The sequence below is a fragment of the Ruegeria profundi genome (assembly GCF_020171505.1).
In the GTDB taxonomy this organism is placed as follows: Bacteria; Pseudomonadota; Alphaproteobacteria; order Rhodobacterales; family Rhodobacteraceae; genus Ruegeria; species Ruegeria profundi.
Map to the genome: position 1 here is coordinate 288,260 of NZ_JAIUZS010000001.1, position 16,719 is coordinate 304,978.

Annotated in this window: 11 protein-coding genes; 4 read left to right on the top strand and 7 right to left on the bottom strand. The window is 56.7% G+C overall.

Features of this window, described 5'->3' with window-relative positions; genetic code table 11:
• Positions 1-5: 5 nt before the first annotated feature.
• Both typA and LCM21_RS01355 read left to right on the top strand, forming a co-directional pair.
• The gene (gene typA, locus LCM21_RS01350; RefSeq protein WP_224888983.1) at positions 6-1,823 is read left to right on the top strand and encodes a translational GTPase TypA; all 1,818 of its coding nucleotides are present in this window, start codon (positions 6-8) and stop codon (positions 1,821-1,823) included.
• Between the two features lie 300 nt (positions 1,824-2,123).
• Positions 2,124-3,269, top strand: coding sequence for a hypothetical protein (locus tag LCM21_RS01355; protein ID WP_224888984.1), 1,146 nt, complete (start codon positions 2,124-2,126; stop codon positions 3,267-3,269).
• 157 nt (positions 3,270-3,426) lie between these two features.
• Here the strand turns inward: LCM21_RS01355 and LCM21_RS01360 are convergent, their stop codons facing one another.
• From LCM21_RS01360 to recA, 4 genes are all read right to left on the bottom strand, one after another.
• On the bottom strand, positions 3,427-4,050 hold the full coding sequence (locus tag LCM21_RS01360; protein WP_319003897.1) for a transglutaminase-like cysteine peptidase: 624 nt from the start codon (positions 4,048-4,050) through the stop codon (positions 3,427-3,429).
• A gap of 355 nt (positions 4,051-4,405) precedes the next feature.
• On the bottom strand, positions 4,406-4,693 hold the full coding sequence (locus tag LCM21_RS01365; protein ID WP_068331325.1) for a DUF1330 domain-containing protein: 288 nt from the start codon (positions 4,691-4,693) through the stop codon (positions 4,406-4,408).
• Between the two features lies 1 nt (position 4,694).
• Entirely contained in the window at positions 4,695-7,364 is a 2,670-nt protein-coding gene (gene alaS, locus LCM21_RS01370) for an alanine--tRNA ligase (RefSeq protein ID WP_224888985.1), read from the bottom strand.
• Positions 7,365-7,502: 138 nt separating this feature from the next.
• Complete coding sequence (recA, locus tag LCM21_RS01375; protein WP_224888986.1) at positions 7,503-8,570, bottom strand: recombinase RecA; 1,068 nt, start codon at positions 8,568-8,570, stop codon at positions 7,503-7,505.
• A gap of 192 nt (positions 8,571-8,762) precedes the next feature.
• On the opposite strand from recA, the gene LCM21_RS01380 reads away from it, so the two are divergent.
• Positions 8,763-9,356, top strand: a complete 594-nt coding sequence (locus LCM21_RS01380; RefSeq protein ID WP_224888987.1) for a sulfotransferase family 2 domain-containing protein — start codon at positions 8,763-8,765, stop codon at positions 9,354-9,356.
• On the opposite strand, the gene LCM21_RS01385 is transcribed toward LCM21_RS01380, so the two are convergent.
• The 3 genes from LCM21_RS01385 to guaB form a co-directional block, all read right to left on the bottom strand.
• On the bottom strand, positions 9,353-11,644 hold the full coding sequence (locus tag LCM21_RS01385) for a hybrid sensor histidine kinase/response regulator (protein WP_224888988.1): 2,292 nt from the start codon (positions 11,642-11,644) through the stop codon (positions 9,353-9,355). The genes LCM21_RS01380 and LCM21_RS01385 overlap by 4 nt on opposite strands.
• A 104-nt stretch (positions 11,645-11,748) precedes the next feature.
• On the bottom strand, positions 11,749-12,906 hold the full coding sequence (locus LCM21_RS01390) for an RsmB/NOP family class I SAM-dependent RNA methyltransferase (protein WP_224888989.1): 1,158 nt from the start codon (positions 12,904-12,906) through the stop codon (positions 11,749-11,751).
• A gap of 96 nt (positions 12,907-13,002) precedes the next feature.
• The gene (guaB, locus tag LCM21_RS01395; protein WP_224888990.1) at positions 13,003-14,451 is read right to left on the bottom strand and encodes an IMP dehydrogenase; all 1,449 of its coding nucleotides are present in this window, start codon (positions 14,449-14,451) and stop codon (positions 13,003-13,005) included.
• 218 nt (positions 14,452-14,669) lie between these two features.
• Here guaB and LCM21_RS01400 point away from each other — a divergent pair, with 218 nt between their 5' ends.
• A complete protein-coding gene (locus LCM21_RS01400) occupies positions 14,670-16,715 on the top strand; it encodes an ASKHA domain-containing protein (protein ID WP_224888991.1) in 2,046 nt (681 codons plus the stop codon).
• Positions 16,716-16,719 lie beyond the last annotated feature (4 nt).

The window sequence follows — 16,719 nt, forward strand, 5'->3', positions numbered from 1 at the left end:
CTCTCATGGACATGCGCAATATCGCAATCATCGCTCACGTGGACCACGGTAAAACGACCCTGGTGGACGAACTGCTCAAACAATCCGGTGCGTTCCGGGAAAATCAGGCCGTGGCCGAGCGCGCCATGGACAGCAACGATCTTGAGCGCGAGCGTGGGATCACCATTCTGGCCAAAGCTACGTCGGTCGAGTGGAAGGGTACGCGGATCAACATCGTCGACACCCCAGGCCACGCCGATTTTGGGGGCGAGGTCGAGCGTATTCTCAGCATGGTTGACGGTGTGGTCCTGTTGGTCGATGCCGCCGAAGGTCCGATGCCTCAAACCAAATTCGTGACCTCCAAGGCGCTAGCGCTGGGTTTGCGTCCCATTGTCGTTTTAAACAAGGTCGATAAGCCCGACGCCGAACCTGATCGCGCACTGGATGAGTGTTTTGATTTGTTCGCCAACCTCGGCGCGGATGATGATCAGCTTGACTTTCCGGCCATGTACGCCTCGGGTCGTTCGGGCTGGGCGGATATGGAACTGGACGGGCCACGCAAGGACCTGACCGCTCTGTTCGACTTGATCGTCGACCATGTTCCAGCCCCAAAACAAGCCGAGCGCAAGGATGAGCCATTCCGCATGCTGGCCACCACCTTGGGCAACGACCCTTTCATCGGCCGTATCCTGACCGGGCGCGTCGAAAGCGGGACGCTGAAAGCCGGTGACAGCCTCAAGGCGCTCAGCCGTGACGGGACACTGATCGAGAACTTCCGCGCCTCGAAAATTCTGGCCTTCCGCGGCCTCGCACAGCAACCTATCGACAAAGCCGAAGCAGGCGATATCGTAACCATCGCAGGCATGAGCAAGGCGACAGTGGCCGACTCGCTGGTATCGCCCCAAGTCGAAGAGGCTCTGCCCGCCCAGCCCATCGACCCGCCAACCATCACCGTGACCTTCGGCATCAACGACTCACCGCTTGCCGGTCGTGATGGCAAAAAAGTGCAATCGCGCGTGATCCGCGATCGCCTGATGAAAGAAGCTGAATCCAACGTCGCCATCCGTGTCACCGACACACCCGGCGGCGAGGCGTTCGAAGTCGCCGGTCGTGGCGAATTGCAGATGGGCGTCTTGATCGAAAACATGCGCCGCGAAGGCTTTGAACTCAGCATTTCGCGCCCTCAGGTCCTGTTCCGCGAGGAAGACGGACAACGCCTTGAGCCTATCGAAGAAGTCACCATCGACGTAGACGATGAATACTCTGGTTCCGTCATCGAAAAAATCACTGGTGCACGCAAGGGTGAGCTGGTCGAAATGCGCCCTGCCGGCGCTGGTAAGACCCGGATCATTGCACATGTGCCGTCCCGTGGGTTGATTGGCTATCACGGAGAGTTCCTTACCGATACTCGTGGCACTGGCGTTCTGAACCGCGTGTTCCACGGATGGGCTGCGCATAAGGGCCCAATCCCGGGTCGCCGCGCAGGCGTTTTGATCTCGATGGAGAATGGTCAGGCCGTGGCCTATGCCCTTTGGAACCTCGAAGAACGCGGACGCATGTTCGTCGGTCCGCAAGCAGATGTTTATCAGGGAATGGTGATCGGCGAACATTCTCGCGACAATGATCTTGAAGTGAACCCGCTGAAGGGCAAAAAGCTGACAAACGTCCGCGCAAGCGGGTCTGACGACGCTGTTCGTTTAACACCGCATATCCAGTTTTCACTCGAAGAAGCGATCGCATATATCGATGATGATGAACTGGTCGAGGTTACGCCGAACGCCGTGCGTCTGCGTAAACGCTTTCTGGACCCGCACGAGCGCAAACGCATGGCGAAATCGGCCTGACTTAGCTTAATGCGATTGTTGCGACAATGGCAACAATGTCACACTTTTGACGAATTTGCATTTTGTACTCGGTAGTTCAAATCCCACAAAGCCCGCCAAGCCGGCGGGCTTTCTAATTGTTTTATATGAATTATTACCGACATGCGGGCTGCCACAAAGGCAACTGCGCCTCAACAGCACTTGAAAACATGGCGCAAAACGGGTGTAATTGTGGTTGAAGTGTGGCATTATTTTTGTACCAAAGCGTGTAGCACAATTGTAGTGCGTCTGAGTTAGTAACGAGTTTGAAGGAGTGGCGCCATGCGCGTGAAGTCCCGTTTATTATCGGTCGTTTTTGTATCTGCAACATTTCCGCTGGTCACTGCTGACGTGGCACTTGCCGAAAGGTGCAACATCAAAACAGCGCGTCAGTCCGTATCGACTGACACCTTGTGCAATTGCACGGTCGTCGACACCCGGATGCTTCGCTATATCCAGCGCAGAGATGATTTTGAGGATATTTTATCCCGTACGCTTGAGGCCTGCCCGGCCTTTGCAGCGGTGCTAACAGATATTCCCACTGCAACAACAGCCGCATCTCAGCGAGATGGGGAGGATGGAAATCCTGGTTTTGGCAGCGGCAGTGGAAGCGCTAGCGGCAGTGGAAACGATGGTGGCGGAGCATCCCCATCCCCAACCCGAGGCGACAGTGGTGACGGCGGTGGAAACGGCGGCGGCGATGGTGGTGGATCTGGCGGTGGAGACGGCGGATCCGGCGGCGGCAACAATGGCGACGGTGGCAATGATGGCGACGGCAACGGCGGCAACAATGGCGGCGGCGGCAATGATGGCAACGGCAACGGCGGCAACAATGGCGGCGGTGGCAATGATGGCAACGGCAACGGCGGCAACAATGGCGGCGGTGGCAATGATGGCGACGGCAACGGCGGCAACAATGGCGGCGGTGGCAATAACGGCAATGGCAACGGCGGCAACAATGGCGGCGGTGGCAATAACGGCAATGGCAACGGCGGCAACAATGGCGGCGGTGGCAATAACGGCAATGGCAACGGCGGCAACAATGGCGGCGGTGGCAATAACGGCAATGGCAACGGCGGCAACAATGGCGGTCCGGGCAACGGCAACGGAAACAACGAAAACACTGGAAACGGCGGAGGAAACACTGGCGGCTCCGGCCCCGGCACCGGAAACGGTGGCAGCAACAACGGCGGCGGCGGCAATAGCGGCAACGGCAACGGCGGCAACAACGGCGGTCCGGGCAACGGCAACGGAAACAACGAAAACACCGGAAACGGCGGAGGCAACACTGGCGGTTCCGGCCCCGGCACCGGAAACGGTGGCAGCAATAACGGCCAGGGCGACGGCGGAAACTCCGGCGGTGCCGGTACTGGTGGAGGCTTTGGCGGTGGCAATGCCAACGGCCCGGGCAGCGGCGGAGTATTCTAACCGAAAAGCGGAGTGTGGCTGGCGTTTCGTGACGCCTGTTCACCCAGCCAACTCAAGGAACGCCAATGAAACACTACAATGGGCGGCCAGTCGGTCGCCCTTGGTTTTGACTTAACTTCCCTGAAACCGAGAGAAAAATACGGGCGAACACAGGGGCTCAACTGCGGGCATATACGCCTACCCATCCGCTGGGCTTCCGCGGATTTTGCATCCGAAGAAACAGATACCGTGTCGCGGACCAAGACTTGATCTGATTGGTCAAGTTGTCCAAAACCAGATCCCCGCCCGCCGATCGGTAAATCAGTACTGCATGCGAGTTACGCTTTGCATCCAACACGGTAGCAATGAGCAATTTGCTAGGATCAACACCTGCGCGGATCAGATCGCGCTTTTTCAGCAAGGCAAAGTCTTCGCAATCCCCACCACGCGAGGTCGGCAACGCCCATCTCTCGGCAGTTCTATACTGCGAAAAATCTGTCACCGAACGGGTTGTTGCATTCACTTGACGATTCACACGATGAATAATCTTCATTTCTTGCTGGCTCGTCAGTGGCGCGGACGTTCTGGTCGCGCAGGCCCAACTGTATTTCCGGCACAATTGTCGGGCACCAGACGGTGGAGGTGAAATAGCAACTGCCTTTATAAAGCGGCCTTCGCTTGCGTCCGCGCCCGAGCCTGCAACCATCGCTCCGACAGCCAGGGCGCAAATGACAACAAGTCGACCTAAAGGCGATTTAAAGCGCGCAAAAGAGGCTCTGACTTCAGTGCTCAACGGTTTCATGCCTGTTCCCCGGTCTAAATTTACCCACTCGATTGCAGACAAACGAGACCGTAGATTGTTGTACCTTAATATCAATCGACGGGATCGTCTGTTCAATCAGAGGTGAAGTTGCAGGGAAAAAAAGGCGGAAATCCGTTCCACACTTTGACCATTTCAGGCAAGAATTGAGGGCGCACGGCCACAATTCCAAGAGAGCTTGCGCGGCGAAACCCGGCAATTCACTTAGTAACCATTTGTAAAATTGAAATTAATTCGAGTAAGGAAAATTAAAGGCAGCCGAGGATGTCGACTGCCTGCTAGATTGGCTAAAATCCGCTTACACAACTTTTGGTTGCGGCTGAATCACGCGCTTTTGTTACTCTGTTATCTCAACAACCATCAGCTCACGCTCACTGGCGCCTCGTGCGTGGTCTAGCGCTTTCTGATATTCGGGCGAGTTGTAACACTCAACGGCAGCTTCGACCGACGGAAACCGGGCAACCACGTTGCGTGGACGCTCTTTACCTTCCAACTGCACATAACGGGCGGCACGCGCGATAAACACGCCCCCGTGCTTGGCAATCGCGGGGCCAGCCAGTTCAGCATATTTACCGTAAGCTTCGTCGTCGGTCACGGTCACGTGGGCAATCCAGAGTGCGGGCATCTTATCCTCCCAAAACTTGTTCGGCGGCTTTTATTGCCGCGTCGGAATTCGACGCATCGCGGCCACCGCCTTGCGCCATATCAGGACGTCCACCGCCGCCCTTGCCGCCTAATTCAGACACTGCCGCCCGCACCAGATCGACCGCTGACACTTTGTCGATCAGGTCCGATGTAACACCAGCGGCCACAGCCGCCTTTCCGCCCGCTTCCGCAATCAAAAGCACGGCACCCGAGCCCAAACGGCTTTTGTGTTCATCGATCAGCGCGGGCAGATCCTTGCCCGAAACCCCCGTCAGCGCCTGGGCCAGGAAAGGAACACCATTCACGTCGCGCGCCTCTGCCCCGCCCTGCCCTGAACCTCCGGCCATGGCCAGATCGCGACGCAGCTGAGCGACTTCATTTTGCAAAGCCTTACGCTCGTCCAGCAACGACTTGACCCTACTGACAACGTCGTCTGGCTGCGCCTTTAGTTCCGCCGCAATCTGACCTAACCGTTGATCTTGCGCCGACAGATGTCTCAGCGCCTCATCGCCAGTCAGAGCCTCAATCCGACGAACGCCCGAGCTGCTGGCGCTATCACCAAGCACCACAAAGGTACCGATATCGCCGGTCTGACGCACATGGGTGCCGCCACAAAGCTCGATTGACCAGGTTTCTCCATCCTGCCCTTTACCGGTGGGCGCCTTGCCCATTGAAACAACACGAACCTCGTCGCCGTATTTCTCGCCAAACAAAGCCTGAGCACCCAATTCCCGCGCATCATCTGGCGTCATGACCCGCGTCTCAACGGCCGAGTTCTGGCGGATGAACGCGTTTACCTCGCGCTCGACCTTCTGAATTTCCTCTTGGCTGAGCGCCTTTGAGTGGCTGAAATCAAACCGCAACCGGTCAGCTGCATTCAACGAACCACGCTGAGCCACGTGATCGCCCAGCGTTTCGCGCAGGGCCTCGTGCAGCAGGTGCGTAGCAGAGTGGTTGGCCCGGATAGCCGTCCGCCGAACGTGATTCACTTCAAGTTCTACGGCGTCACCTTTCGACAAAGTGCCGCTAGCGACCGAGACCTTGTGGGCATAGATTTTACCATCGGCGAACTTCTTGGTGTCTTCGACATTCGCAACGTCATCACGGTTTTCCAAACGGCGGACTACGCCAGTGTCTCCAACCTGACCGCCTGCCTCACCATAGAATGGGGTCTGGTTCACGACAATCCAGCCGCTGCCGCCCCTATCGATCTTGTCGACCAAAACGCCATCAATAATCAACGCAGCCACCTGACCTTCAGCCTTTTCGGTATCGTAGCCCAGAAAATCCGTCGCTCCGGCACCATCCAGCACATCAAACCACACAGCCTGATCCGCAGACTCACCAGACCCAGCCCATGCCGCCCGGGCCTTGGCCTTTTGCTCGGCCATGGCTGCATCAAAACCGTCCGTATCCACTGTCCGGCCCTTTTCACGCAGCGCATCCTGCGTCAGGTCCAGCGGGAAACCATACGTATCGTAAAGCTTAAACGCCGCCTCACCCGGCAGTGCTGCACCTTCAGGCAAGCCGGCAACTTCGTCATCCAGCAGCTTCAAACCGCGATCCAGCGTTTGCTTGAACCTCGTTTCCTCAAGCAGCAATGTCTCTTCGATCAGCGCCTGTGCCTGACCCAGCTCCGAATACTGCGCGCCCATCAGCTGGACCAGAGTCGGTACCAGACGATGCATCACCGGGTCTTTTGCACCCAGTAAATGCGCGTGGCGCATCGCGCGACGCATGATGCGGCGCAGTACGTATCCGCGACCGTCATTCGACGGCATCACCCCATCCGCAATCAGGAAAGACGTCGAACGCAGATGGTCCGTGATGACCCGATGATGAACGTTCTGTTCGCCATATGGATCAACACCGGTAGCGTCCGCCGAAGCTTCGATCAGTGTTTTGAACAGGTCCGTGTCATAGTTGTCGTGGCTGCCTTGCAGCAACGCTCCAATCCGTTCCAACCCCATGCCGGTGTCGATCGACTGCACATCGAGTTCGACCATCGAGCCGTCTTCGAACTGCTCATTCTGCATGAAAACAATGTTCCAGATCTCAATAAATCGGTCACCATCTTCCTCGGCCGAACCCGGAGGGCCACCCCAGATATGATCCCCATGATCAAAGAAAATTTCTGTGCACGGTCCGCAGGGACCGGTCGGGCCCATCTGCCAGAAATTATCATTCGTCGCGATGCGAATGATCCTGTCTTCCGGTACGCCGACCTTCTTCCAGATCTCGAACGCTTCATCATCGGTATGATAGACCGTGGTCAATAGGCGGCTTTTATCGATTCCGAATTCCTTCGTTATCAATTCCCAAGCAAATGGAATCGCTTCGTTCTTGAAGTAGTCCCCGAACGAAAAGTTACCCAGCATTTCAAAGAACGTATGGTGGCGCGCGGTATAGCCGACATTGTCCAGATCATTGTGCTTCCCGCCTGCGCGTACACATTTCTGCGCGGTGGTGGCGCGCTGATAATCTCGAGTTTCTACTCCGGTGAACAGGTTCTTGAACTGGACCATGCCGGAATTCACGAACATCAGCGTCGGGTCATTGCGCGGAACCAGCGGGCTGGACGCGACCACCTCGTGCCCCTGCTTGGCAAAGTAGTTCAGAAAGGTCGAACGGATATCATTCAGCGTTGGCATAAGGCTCTCTCAGCGCGCAATCATATTGTGTTGAAATGGGTTTAGCCCCCTCCTTTCGGATAGTCCACAGCATTGGCGGCCCTCAACGTCGCAAGGCGGCCCCGAAAGGCCGCCCCGCTCATACTGATATCAAAGGTATTAAGCTTCGAGGATATCGTCATCCTCTGCCGCGCCCGGGGGCATGTCGAAATCCAAACCATGCGCTGCGCGAATTTTATCTTCAATTTCAAGTGCCGCGCGGCTGTTGTCGCGCAAGTACTGCTTGGCATTTTCACGCCCCTGCCCGATCCGTTCGTCGCCATAGCTGAACCACGAACCTGACTTTTCGACAACACCAGCCTTGACACCCAAATCCAGCAGCTCGCCCATTTTCGAGATACCTTCGCCATACATGATGTCGAATTCCACCTGCTTGAACGGCGGCGCCACCTTGTTCTTTACGACCTTGACACGCGTCTGGTTGCCGACAACTTCGTCACGGTCCTTGATCGCCCCGATACGGCGAATGTCCAGACGGACCGAGCTGTAGAACTTGAGCGCGTTACCGCCCGTCGTGGTTTCGGGGCTGCCAAACATCACACCGATTTTCATGCGGATCTGGTTGATGAAAATAACCATACAGTTCGAGCGGCTGATTGAGCCGGTCAGCTTGCGCATCGCCTGGCTCATCAACCGGGCCTGCACACCGACACTGCTGTCGCCCATGTCGCCCTCAAGTTCGGATTTCGGCGTCAATGCCGCCACCGAGTCGACCACGACCATGTTCACCGCGCCAGACCGGACCAGCGTGTCGGTGATTTCCAGCGCCTGTTCACCAGTGTCAGGCTGCGAGATCAGCAACTCATCCAGATCAACACCCAGTTTGCGGGCATATTGCGGGTCAAGCGCGTGTTCGGCATCGACAAATGCGCAGACGCCACCGCGTTTCTGCTGCTCAGCAATGCAGTGCAGGGTCAACGTTGTCTTGCCCGAGCTTTCGGGGCCGTAGATCTCAACAATCCGCCCCATCGGCAAACCGCCGATCCCCAGCGCAATGTCCAAACCCAGCGAACCGGTTGAGCTTGCATCAATGTCCTGCTTGGCGTTTTCGCCCAGCTTCATGATCGAGCCTTTGCCAAACTGCCGCTCGATCTGTGCCAGCGCACTGTCGAGCGCCTTTTGCTTGTCTGCGTTTTTCTTATCGCTCATTGTCAGAAGATCCGCCATTGTCCTGTCGCCTTCCCTTTTGTCACACCCTTGATCGGGCGGCAATCGCTGCTTTGTTCGCCTCTTGTTCCTTATGAGACCAAAAAGAGAACATTTCAACTAAAACTTACAAAACTCACTGTTGGGGAATTGTGTTAAGAAGTCGTTTACGCCAATCTGCTCTGGTAAGTTAGATCGAAACAAGGCCAATAAATGCTTGTTTTCTATAAGGAACGCCTCGCGTTTCTAGCAGTTCCCAAGACCGGCAGCACAGCCTACCATACCGCCTTGCGCGACCGCGCCGATCTGGTGGTAACTGGTCCGCCTGACCTAAAACACGCCCCCGTGCGTCGCTATGATCGCTTTTTCCAGAACATTTTCCGAAAAATGTATGACACAGAGATGGAGATCATGGCCGTCGTGCGCGAACCGCTGGATTGGCTGGGCAGCTGGTACCGCTTTCGCAGCCGGGACGACAGGATCGGGCATCCGCATTCGACTCGGGATCTTAGCTTTGATGATTTTGTACAGGCCTACATGCGATCCCCCCGCCCGGAATTTGCGGATGTCGGCAGCCAAAGCCAGTTTTTCCGCACCCGCAGTAACGGTGCGGGCGCAAGCCATGTCTTTAAGTATGAGAACCAGGGCAAGGTACTGGACTTCCTGCAAGACCGGCTGAACATGCAGATCAATTTGCAGAAAGAAAATGTCTCACCCCAACGCGAGCTCTTCCTTTCGCGGACGACTGAAGAGGAATTTCGCCAAAGACATGCGACAGAATTCGCCTTTCACGAGGCAGCGCGTTAATTTAGTTGCTGAAAAACCGCTTCGGTCAATTGATTTAATGAGAACGGCTTTGGCAAAAAGGTCGAGTTTGTAATTTCCGGACCAGAATCACCAAACGCACCCTCTGTATAGCCAGACATGAAAATCACCTGAACGTCTGGTCGCGTCTCTTTGGCTTTTCGCACCCAGGTTGGGCCATCCATTCCGGGCATGACCACGTCTGTAACGAAAACATCTACATTCAGCGCACCATCCTCAAGCAGTCGCAGCGCCTCTTCTGCGGACCCGGCTTCGAGCACGGTGTACCCCTTTAGCCGCAAGGCACGTGTTGCAAAAGCACGCACCGGTGCCTCATCTTCCACCAGCAGTACAACACCTTCACCCTGTCGAGCGCTGTGTGTGTTGGCTGAGGGCAGCTTTTCCACCTGCCCCTGCTGCGCATGAGTAGAGACGGGTAGGTAAACTGTAAATTCTGAACCATGTCCTTGAAAACTGTCGACGAAAATGAAACCGCCTGTCTGCTTGACGATCCCGTACACTGTGGACAATCCCAGACCTGTGCCTTCGCCGGTTCGCTTAGTGGTATAGAAGGGCTCGAACACTTTTTGCAACTTGTCTGCCGGGATTCCCACACCGCTGTCGATCACTTTGACAGTAACGTATTCGCCCGGCTGAACAGTCGCCCGGTCACGGGTCAGAGGTGTGTTCAGCACAACCACCTCGGTCTCAATCCTGACCTCGCCACCATCTGGCATGGCATCGCGGGCGTTCACAACAAGGTTCATGAGCACCTGCTCCAACTGCCTTTTGTCCGCCCGTACGGGCTTCAACACCGGATCATGGCTGAGGATCAGGCGTATCTTCTCGCCAACCAATCGGTTCAACAGGTGGATCAAGTCAGAGATCGTATCCCGAAGGTCTAACACCTCGGGCTGGAGCGTTTGTTTCCGCGAGAAAGCCAGCAATTGACTGACCAAAGCAGCAGCCCGGTTTGCGTTTTGGTTGATCTGAACAAGATCACCGTAGTCAGGATCGCCTTGATCGTGCCGAAGCAACAGCAGGTCGCAATGCCCCGAAATCGCAGTCAGAAGATTGTTGAAATCATGCGCAACACCACCAGCAAGCTGTCCGACGGCCTGCATCTTTTGCCCTTGCACAAATTGCGCCTCAAGCGTCTTGAGTTCCGTTGCGTCGTTCAATACTGCAATCAAGCTAACCTGACCATTATTCACGACACGAGCCAATGTAACCTGAACAAAAACTTCTTTGTCCTGCCGGGTCAGGCGCAGGAACTCGGACCGCATTGTCGGCTCTTGTGCTGCTGTGCGGGTCAGCCAATCAAGGATTGGGTGACCAAGACCCTGCATAATCTGATCAACGTTGGTTTGCCCTGGCTCGACATCGCCGATTAGTTTTACAGCCAAGCGGTTGACTTCAAGAATACGACCATCCGGCGAAAGGCACATTATAGGCACCGGTAAGTCGGCAAACGATGTTCCATTGCTGTTTTTATCGACCTCCTCCATCGGCAAAACCAGCAAATCCCGGACTGTTCCCGAACGGCCGAGCTCATACACGGCGGCAGAAACCATGCCTTCTGCTGTTTGAACCTGCGTGACGTTGTCTTTTTCACGCGGTTCGCTGGCGAACACCCCTTGAAGCCTGTCAGGTCGCTGCCCCAACAAGCGAATCGCTGCATGATTTACGCGCAGCAGGGTTCCGTTGCGCCCTTCGGTTATGACCGGCACGCCAACGTCATCCCACTGCCCCGGCGCATCCAGGTGGAAACGCCAGCAAAACCGGCCATTGCCAACATCGAATACCGAAACGGGAATAGTTGAACCGACGGTAACAACCTCTTCGCGCGCTTTGCCGTAGATCTCTGCCCTTGATTGCAAGCGCAACAATATCGCCGGGGGGTTTGCAAACATGGGCTTCAGACATTGCTCCAGCCGGTTGCCGGGGTGGGCGCGTATTCGTGTCCGCGCTTCGGGGTTCGCCGTCAAAATGTCGCCCTGGCCATTTGCAATCACGCAGGGAACCAATTCTTGTTCTGTAAACACCGCCATGGTTTTCACCACCTGCTGCGCAATGTGGTCTGCAATAATTCCGCGCACAACAACCAGCAATACAGCCGACAACATGGAAACCCCGGCCACGATGAATCCGATGTGCCACATTTGCGGCAAGAGACCGACGACAGGCGAAAGGATCAGCAGCTCACCGATAACGACCAACGAGACGAGTCGCAGGCCGGAGGGTGTCTTTTTTGATGATGGATCAGAGAAAAATTCCGTGGCGTCGGTCATAAACAACTCAAGTCGGTGGGCTTTTTCCCAATCAGCCGAAATATGGTTAATATCCACTTAAGAGAAGCCGAACACTTTCGTTTAAGTTGCTAAACTCAGGCGCACTAGCGCGTCAAGTGTGCAGTAAAGAAACCATCGGTCCCGTTTGTGACCAGCCAGGTTTTGCGAAAGGTCTCGGACCAGGCCGGATTTGCGGAGAGGAACGCGTCGACAACCGCGCCGTTTTCCTCGTCGAGCATGGAGCATGTTGTATATGCCAGAACGCCGTCGTGGGTCAGCATCGAAGACAGTTTCGACAGAATAGCGGACTGAATCTCGGTCAATTCCATCAACCGCTTCTCTGTCAACGCCCATTTCCCCGCCGGAGCCCGCCGCCATGAACCGCTGCCGGAACATGGTGCATCGGCAAGTATGACATCAAACGGTGCGTGTCGATCAATCTCTGCCGTTGAAACAAGCTCAATTCGCGCGCCAGCTCGCTCAGCCCGTGACGGAAGATCACGCAGCCGGTCGGGGTTAACATCATGCGCAAACACCTTGACACCCTGATGCGCTGCCAACGCCAATGACTTCCCACCACCACCGGCGCAATAGTCCAGCACACGCAGCCCCGGACGCAAATCCAGCGCAGCGACAACCGCCTGGCTGGCCGCGTCCTGAAGCTCGACAAGGCCGTCCCGGTAAGCTGTGCTCTGACTGATTTTGCGAGCACCTTCTTTAACTTCTAAAGCCGTAGCACAAGCCGGGTGCGAAACAGCCACAATATCTTCAGAAGCCAGGGCCGCGACAGCCGTCGACACGTCTGCCTTGATGAGATTGACCCGCAGATGTACCGGTGCACGATGTTGCAACGCCTGCGCCACCGAGGCTGCCTGATTGCCAAGCGAAGACTGAAATCTGGGCCATAACCATTCCGGAATATCCAAGCGTTCAGCGTCGGTATCAAAATCACGCCCCACCTCAGCTGCGGTCACGACGGATGGCGCGTGGCGCGCACCCGAGAACAGCTCATCCAGCCGTTCACCCGCCGCCCGAACGGCCCCAATCATCAGACCACGCCCGGACTCTGACCCTCCAAGTGCTGCAAAAGTCCGTTTGCACCGAATTGCCGAAAAAACGTGATCCCGTATCGCGGCGCGATCTTTCGAGCCTGCAAACCGGCTTCGACGCGCCCAGTTGGTCAGCGCCTTTTCAACGGGCATACCGGCAAGTATCTCGTCAAGAATCTCTATCGAAGCTTGAATACGCGCAGCCGGGGTCATGGTGTCTTCCATTGTTGTCGACAAGGCGCAGAAACCTGCGCCACGATAGCAAAACGGCGCCCTGATCCGGACGCCGCATTATACGGAAACCTGTGTTTACATCACGCGGTAGTTCGGGCTTTCACGGGTTATCTGCACATCATGCACATGGCTTTCCTTCAGGCCCGCACCCGTGATTTTAACGAAGCTGCAGTTTCTGCGCATCTCTTCCACTGTCGCACAGCCAGTATAGCCCATCGCCGCACGCAGGCCGCCGACAAGTTGGTGAACCACTGCGCTAGCCGAGCCTTTATACGGCACTTGTCCTTCGATCCCTTCGGGCACCAGCTTGTCATTTGCTGCGTCCTTCTGGAAATAACGATCTGCCGAACCGCGCGCCATTGCACCAAGGCTGCCCATGCCGCGATATGACTTGAACGAACGGCCTTGGTACAGGATCACTTCGCCCGGGCTTTCGTCCGTACCTGCAATCATCGAACCGACCATGGCGCAGGATGCACCCGCCGCAATCGCCTTGGCAAAATCGCCCGAGAATTTGATACCGCCATCGGCAATCACCGGAACATCCCCAGCGGCGGTCGCGCAGTCCATGATTGCCGTCAGCTGAGGCACGCCGACCCCGGCAACCATGCGCGTGGTACAGATAGAACCTGGCCCGATGCCCACCTTGATTGCATCCGCTCCGGCGTCGATCAGAGCTTTGGTCGCCTCGCTCGTAGCAACGTTACCGGCGATAATCTGCACCTCGTTCGACAGGGTCTTGGCGCGCTTCACCGCGTCTATAACGCCCTGCGAATGTCCATGTGCCGTATCCACAACGATGATATCGACGCCGGAATCCACCAATTGTTCCGACCGAGCAAATCCTTCATCCCCGACCGAGGTCGCCGCGGCCACTCGCAAACGCCCCAAATGGTCTTTGCAGGCGGTCGGGTTCAGAACGGCCTGTTCGGTATCTTTAAGCGTCAAAAGACCGGTCAGCTTGCCTTTACCATCTACCACCAACAGCTTTTCGATACGCCGCGCCCGCATCAGACTTTTTGCTTCTTCTAAATCGGCGGGTTCTTGCAGCATCGCCAAATTGTCCGAGGTCATCATTGCCTTGATCGGCGTATCGTCCGACGTCGCGAACCGCATGTCACGGTTGGTCACGATGCCAACCACACGGCCCCCATCGTCAACAACCGGAAAACCGGTGAAGTTATACCGCTGCACCAGCGCCTGAGCGTCCGCCAACGTCTGATCGGCGCGCAGCGTGACGGGGTTGTAGACGATACCTGATTCAAACCGCTTGACCCTGCGTACCTCGCGAGACTGCTCTTCTATTGTCAGGTTCTTGTGAATGACGCCAATGCCGCCGGCCTGCGCCATGGCTATGGCCATGCGCGCCTCGGTCACCGTATCCATCGCCGAGCTGAGCAACGGGATATTCATCTTGATCGCACGGGTCACGTGCGTTGTCGTATCCGCCTTGGCAGGCAGCACCGTGGATGCCCCCGGAACCAAAAGTACGTCGTCAAAGGTGAGTGCCTCACGAATCTGCATCTGCTACCCTCATGCAAAAGCCCGTTTGGCGGTGACCCTATTACATGGATTTACGCCAAGTAAAAGCCCCTGACCCAAACTAGTTTTCTCCTACGGACAGACACCACGCCAAAAAACGACGCTCACAGTTTCAAAGGTGCCGCTGAATGGCCTTTCCCTTTGCGCGCAAACCCATATCTTGCGCGGCATACGCGCGAATACAAAAAGGCAGGCCAGACATGACCACCGATCCTCTTGTTGTCTTCACCCCTTCGGGCAAACGCGGGCATTTCCCTGTTGGTACCCCGGTTCTGACTGCGGCCCGGCAGTTGGGCGTAGATTTGGACTCGGTCTGCGGCGGGCGCGGAATATGTTCGAAATGTCAGATCACACCCAGCTATGGCGAGTTTCCCAAACACGGTGTGACGGTATCCGATGGCGCGCTGAGCGAATGGAACGCGGTAGAACAACGTTACGATGATAAGCGCGGCCTGAAACCGGGCCGTCGTCTGGGCTGTCAGGCGACCGTTCAGGGCGACGTGGTGATCGACGTGCCGCCGGAAAGTCAGGTACACCGCCAGGTCGTCCGAAAGGCCGCAACGGCGCGCGCTATCACGATGGATCCGGCAACCCGGCTGTATTTCGTTGTCGTGGAAGAGCCCGACATGCACTCACCCACCGGCGATTTGGAGCGTTTGGAGCGCGCACTGCGCGAGCAATGGCAAATCGACGCCGTAACCGCCGATCTGTCGCTGATGTCCAAGCTGCAGCCGGTTCTGCGAAAAGGAAAATGGGAAGTCACGGTTGCCCTCCACAAGGGTCACAAGGACCGGGTCGCGCGCATCGTTGAAATCTGGCCCGGCTTGCATGAAAGCGGTTTGTACGGTCTGGCCATCGACCTTGGTTCAACCACCATCGCTGCACACCTGACCGATCTGGAAACCGGAGAGGTCAAAGCGTCCTCAGGGCTGATGAACCCACAGATTCGGTTCGGTGAAGACCTGATGAGCCGAGTGTCCTACTCCATGATGAACCCCGGCGGCGATCAAGAGATGACGAAAGCCGTGCGCGAGGCGATAAATGACCTGACCACCTCGATTGCTCAAGAGGCCGGGATCGACGCCGACCTGATTGTCGAGACAGTTTTTGTCTGCAACCCGGTCATGCACCATCTGTTGCTTGGGCTGGATCCGGTGGAACTTGGTCAGGCACCTTTCGCGTTGGCGACCTCTGAAAGCATCTCGCTGCCCGCCCGTGAGATGGACCTGACCAATATGAACCCGCGTGCGCAGGTTTACATCCTGCCTTGTATCGCGGGTCATGTCGGTGCGGACTGCGCCGCCGTGGCATTGTCAGAAGAACCGGGCAAGTCCAACGACCTTGTGCTGATCGTCGACGTGGGCACAAACGCCGAGCTTCTGCTTGGCAACACCAGCCGCGTTCTGGCCTGTTCCTCGCCGACGGGTCCGGCATTCGAAGGTGCTCAGATCAGTTCCGGCCAACGCGCCGCACCCGGCGCGATCGAGCGTATCGAGATCGACCCTGCAACCAAAGAGCCGCGCTTTCGCGTCATCGGATCCGAGAAGTGGTCCAATGAAGAAGGTTTCGATCAGGATGTCGCGACGACCGGTATTACTGGCATCTGCGGATCCGGCATCATCGAGGCTGTTGCCGAAATGCGCATTGCTGGCTTAGTTGACGAAAGCGGACTGATCGGGTCGGCAGAACAAACCGGCACCTCTCGTTGCGTTCCCGAAGGTCGCACGCATGCTTACCTGATTCACGATGCCAGCGCCGAGGGCGGCCCGCGCATTACTGTAACCCAGAGCGACATCCGCGCCATCCAACTGGCGAAATCAGCGCTCTACGCAGGTGCCCGCCTGCTGATGGACGAGATGGAGGTCGACAAGGTGGATCGTGTGGTACTGGCCGGGGCATTTGGTGCCCATATCTCAACCAAACACGCAATGGTTCTGGGGATGATCCCGGACGCGCCGTTGGACCACGTGACAAGCGCAGGTAACGCCGCAGGTACCGGCGCGCGGATCGCTCTGTGCAACATCGCAGCCCGGGCCGAGATTGAGCGCGTTGTGCGTGAAATCACCAAGGTCGAAACCGCGATTGAGCCCAAGTTTCAGGAACATTTCGTCGCCGCCAACGCTATCCCGCACAAAACCGATCCCTTTCCTGAGCTGGCGCAAGTGGTCAGCTTGCCTCCGCCCACGTTCAACGCGGGCGGAGGGGAAGAGGAAAAGTCTGGCCGCCGTCGCCGTCGCCGGTCATAGTCGC

Bases quoted from the DNA above. Each gene is read 5' to 3' on its own strand.
- typA (WP_224888983.1), top strand. From the start codon at position 6: ATGGACATGCGCAATATCGCAATCATCGCTCACGTGGACCACGGTAAA.
- LCM21_RS01400 (WP_224888991.1), top strand. From the start codon at position 14,670: ATGACCACCGATCCTCTTGTTGTCTTCACCCCTTCGGGCAAACGCGGG.
- guaB (WP_224888990.1), bottom strand. From the start codon at position 14,451: ATGCAGATTCGTGAGGCACTCACCTTTGACGACGTACTTTTGGTTCCG.
- LCM21_RS01360 (WP_319003897.1), bottom strand. From the start codon at position 4,050: ATGAAACCGTTGAGCACTGAAGTCAGAGCCTCTTTTGCGCGCTTTAAA.
- LCM21_RS01380 (WP_224888987.1), top strand. From the start codon at position 8,763: ATGCTTGTTTTCTATAAGGAACGCCTCGCGTTTCTAGCAGTTCCCAAG.
- LCM21_RS01355 (WP_224888984.1), top strand. From the start codon at position 2,124: ATGCGCGTGAAGTCCCGTTTATTATCGGTCGTTTTTGTATCTGCAACA.
- recA (WP_224888986.1), bottom strand. From the start codon at position 8,570: ATGGCGGATCTTCTGACAATGAGCGATAAGAAAAACGCAGACAAGCAA.
- alaS (WP_224888985.1), bottom strand. From the start codon at position 7,364: ATGCCAACGCTGAATGATATCCGTTCGACCTTTCTGAACTACTTTGCC.
- LCM21_RS01390 (WP_224888989.1), bottom strand. From the start codon at position 12,906: ATGACCCCGGCTGCGCGTATTCAAGCTTCGATAGAGATTCTTGACGAG.
- LCM21_RS01365 (WP_068331325.1), bottom strand. From the start codon at position 4,693: ATGCCCGCACTCTGGATTGCCCACGTGACCGTGACCGACGACGAAGCT.
- LCM21_RS01385 (WP_224888988.1), bottom strand. From the start codon at position 11,644: ATGACCGACGCCACGGAATTTTTCTCTGATCCATCATCAAAAAAGACA.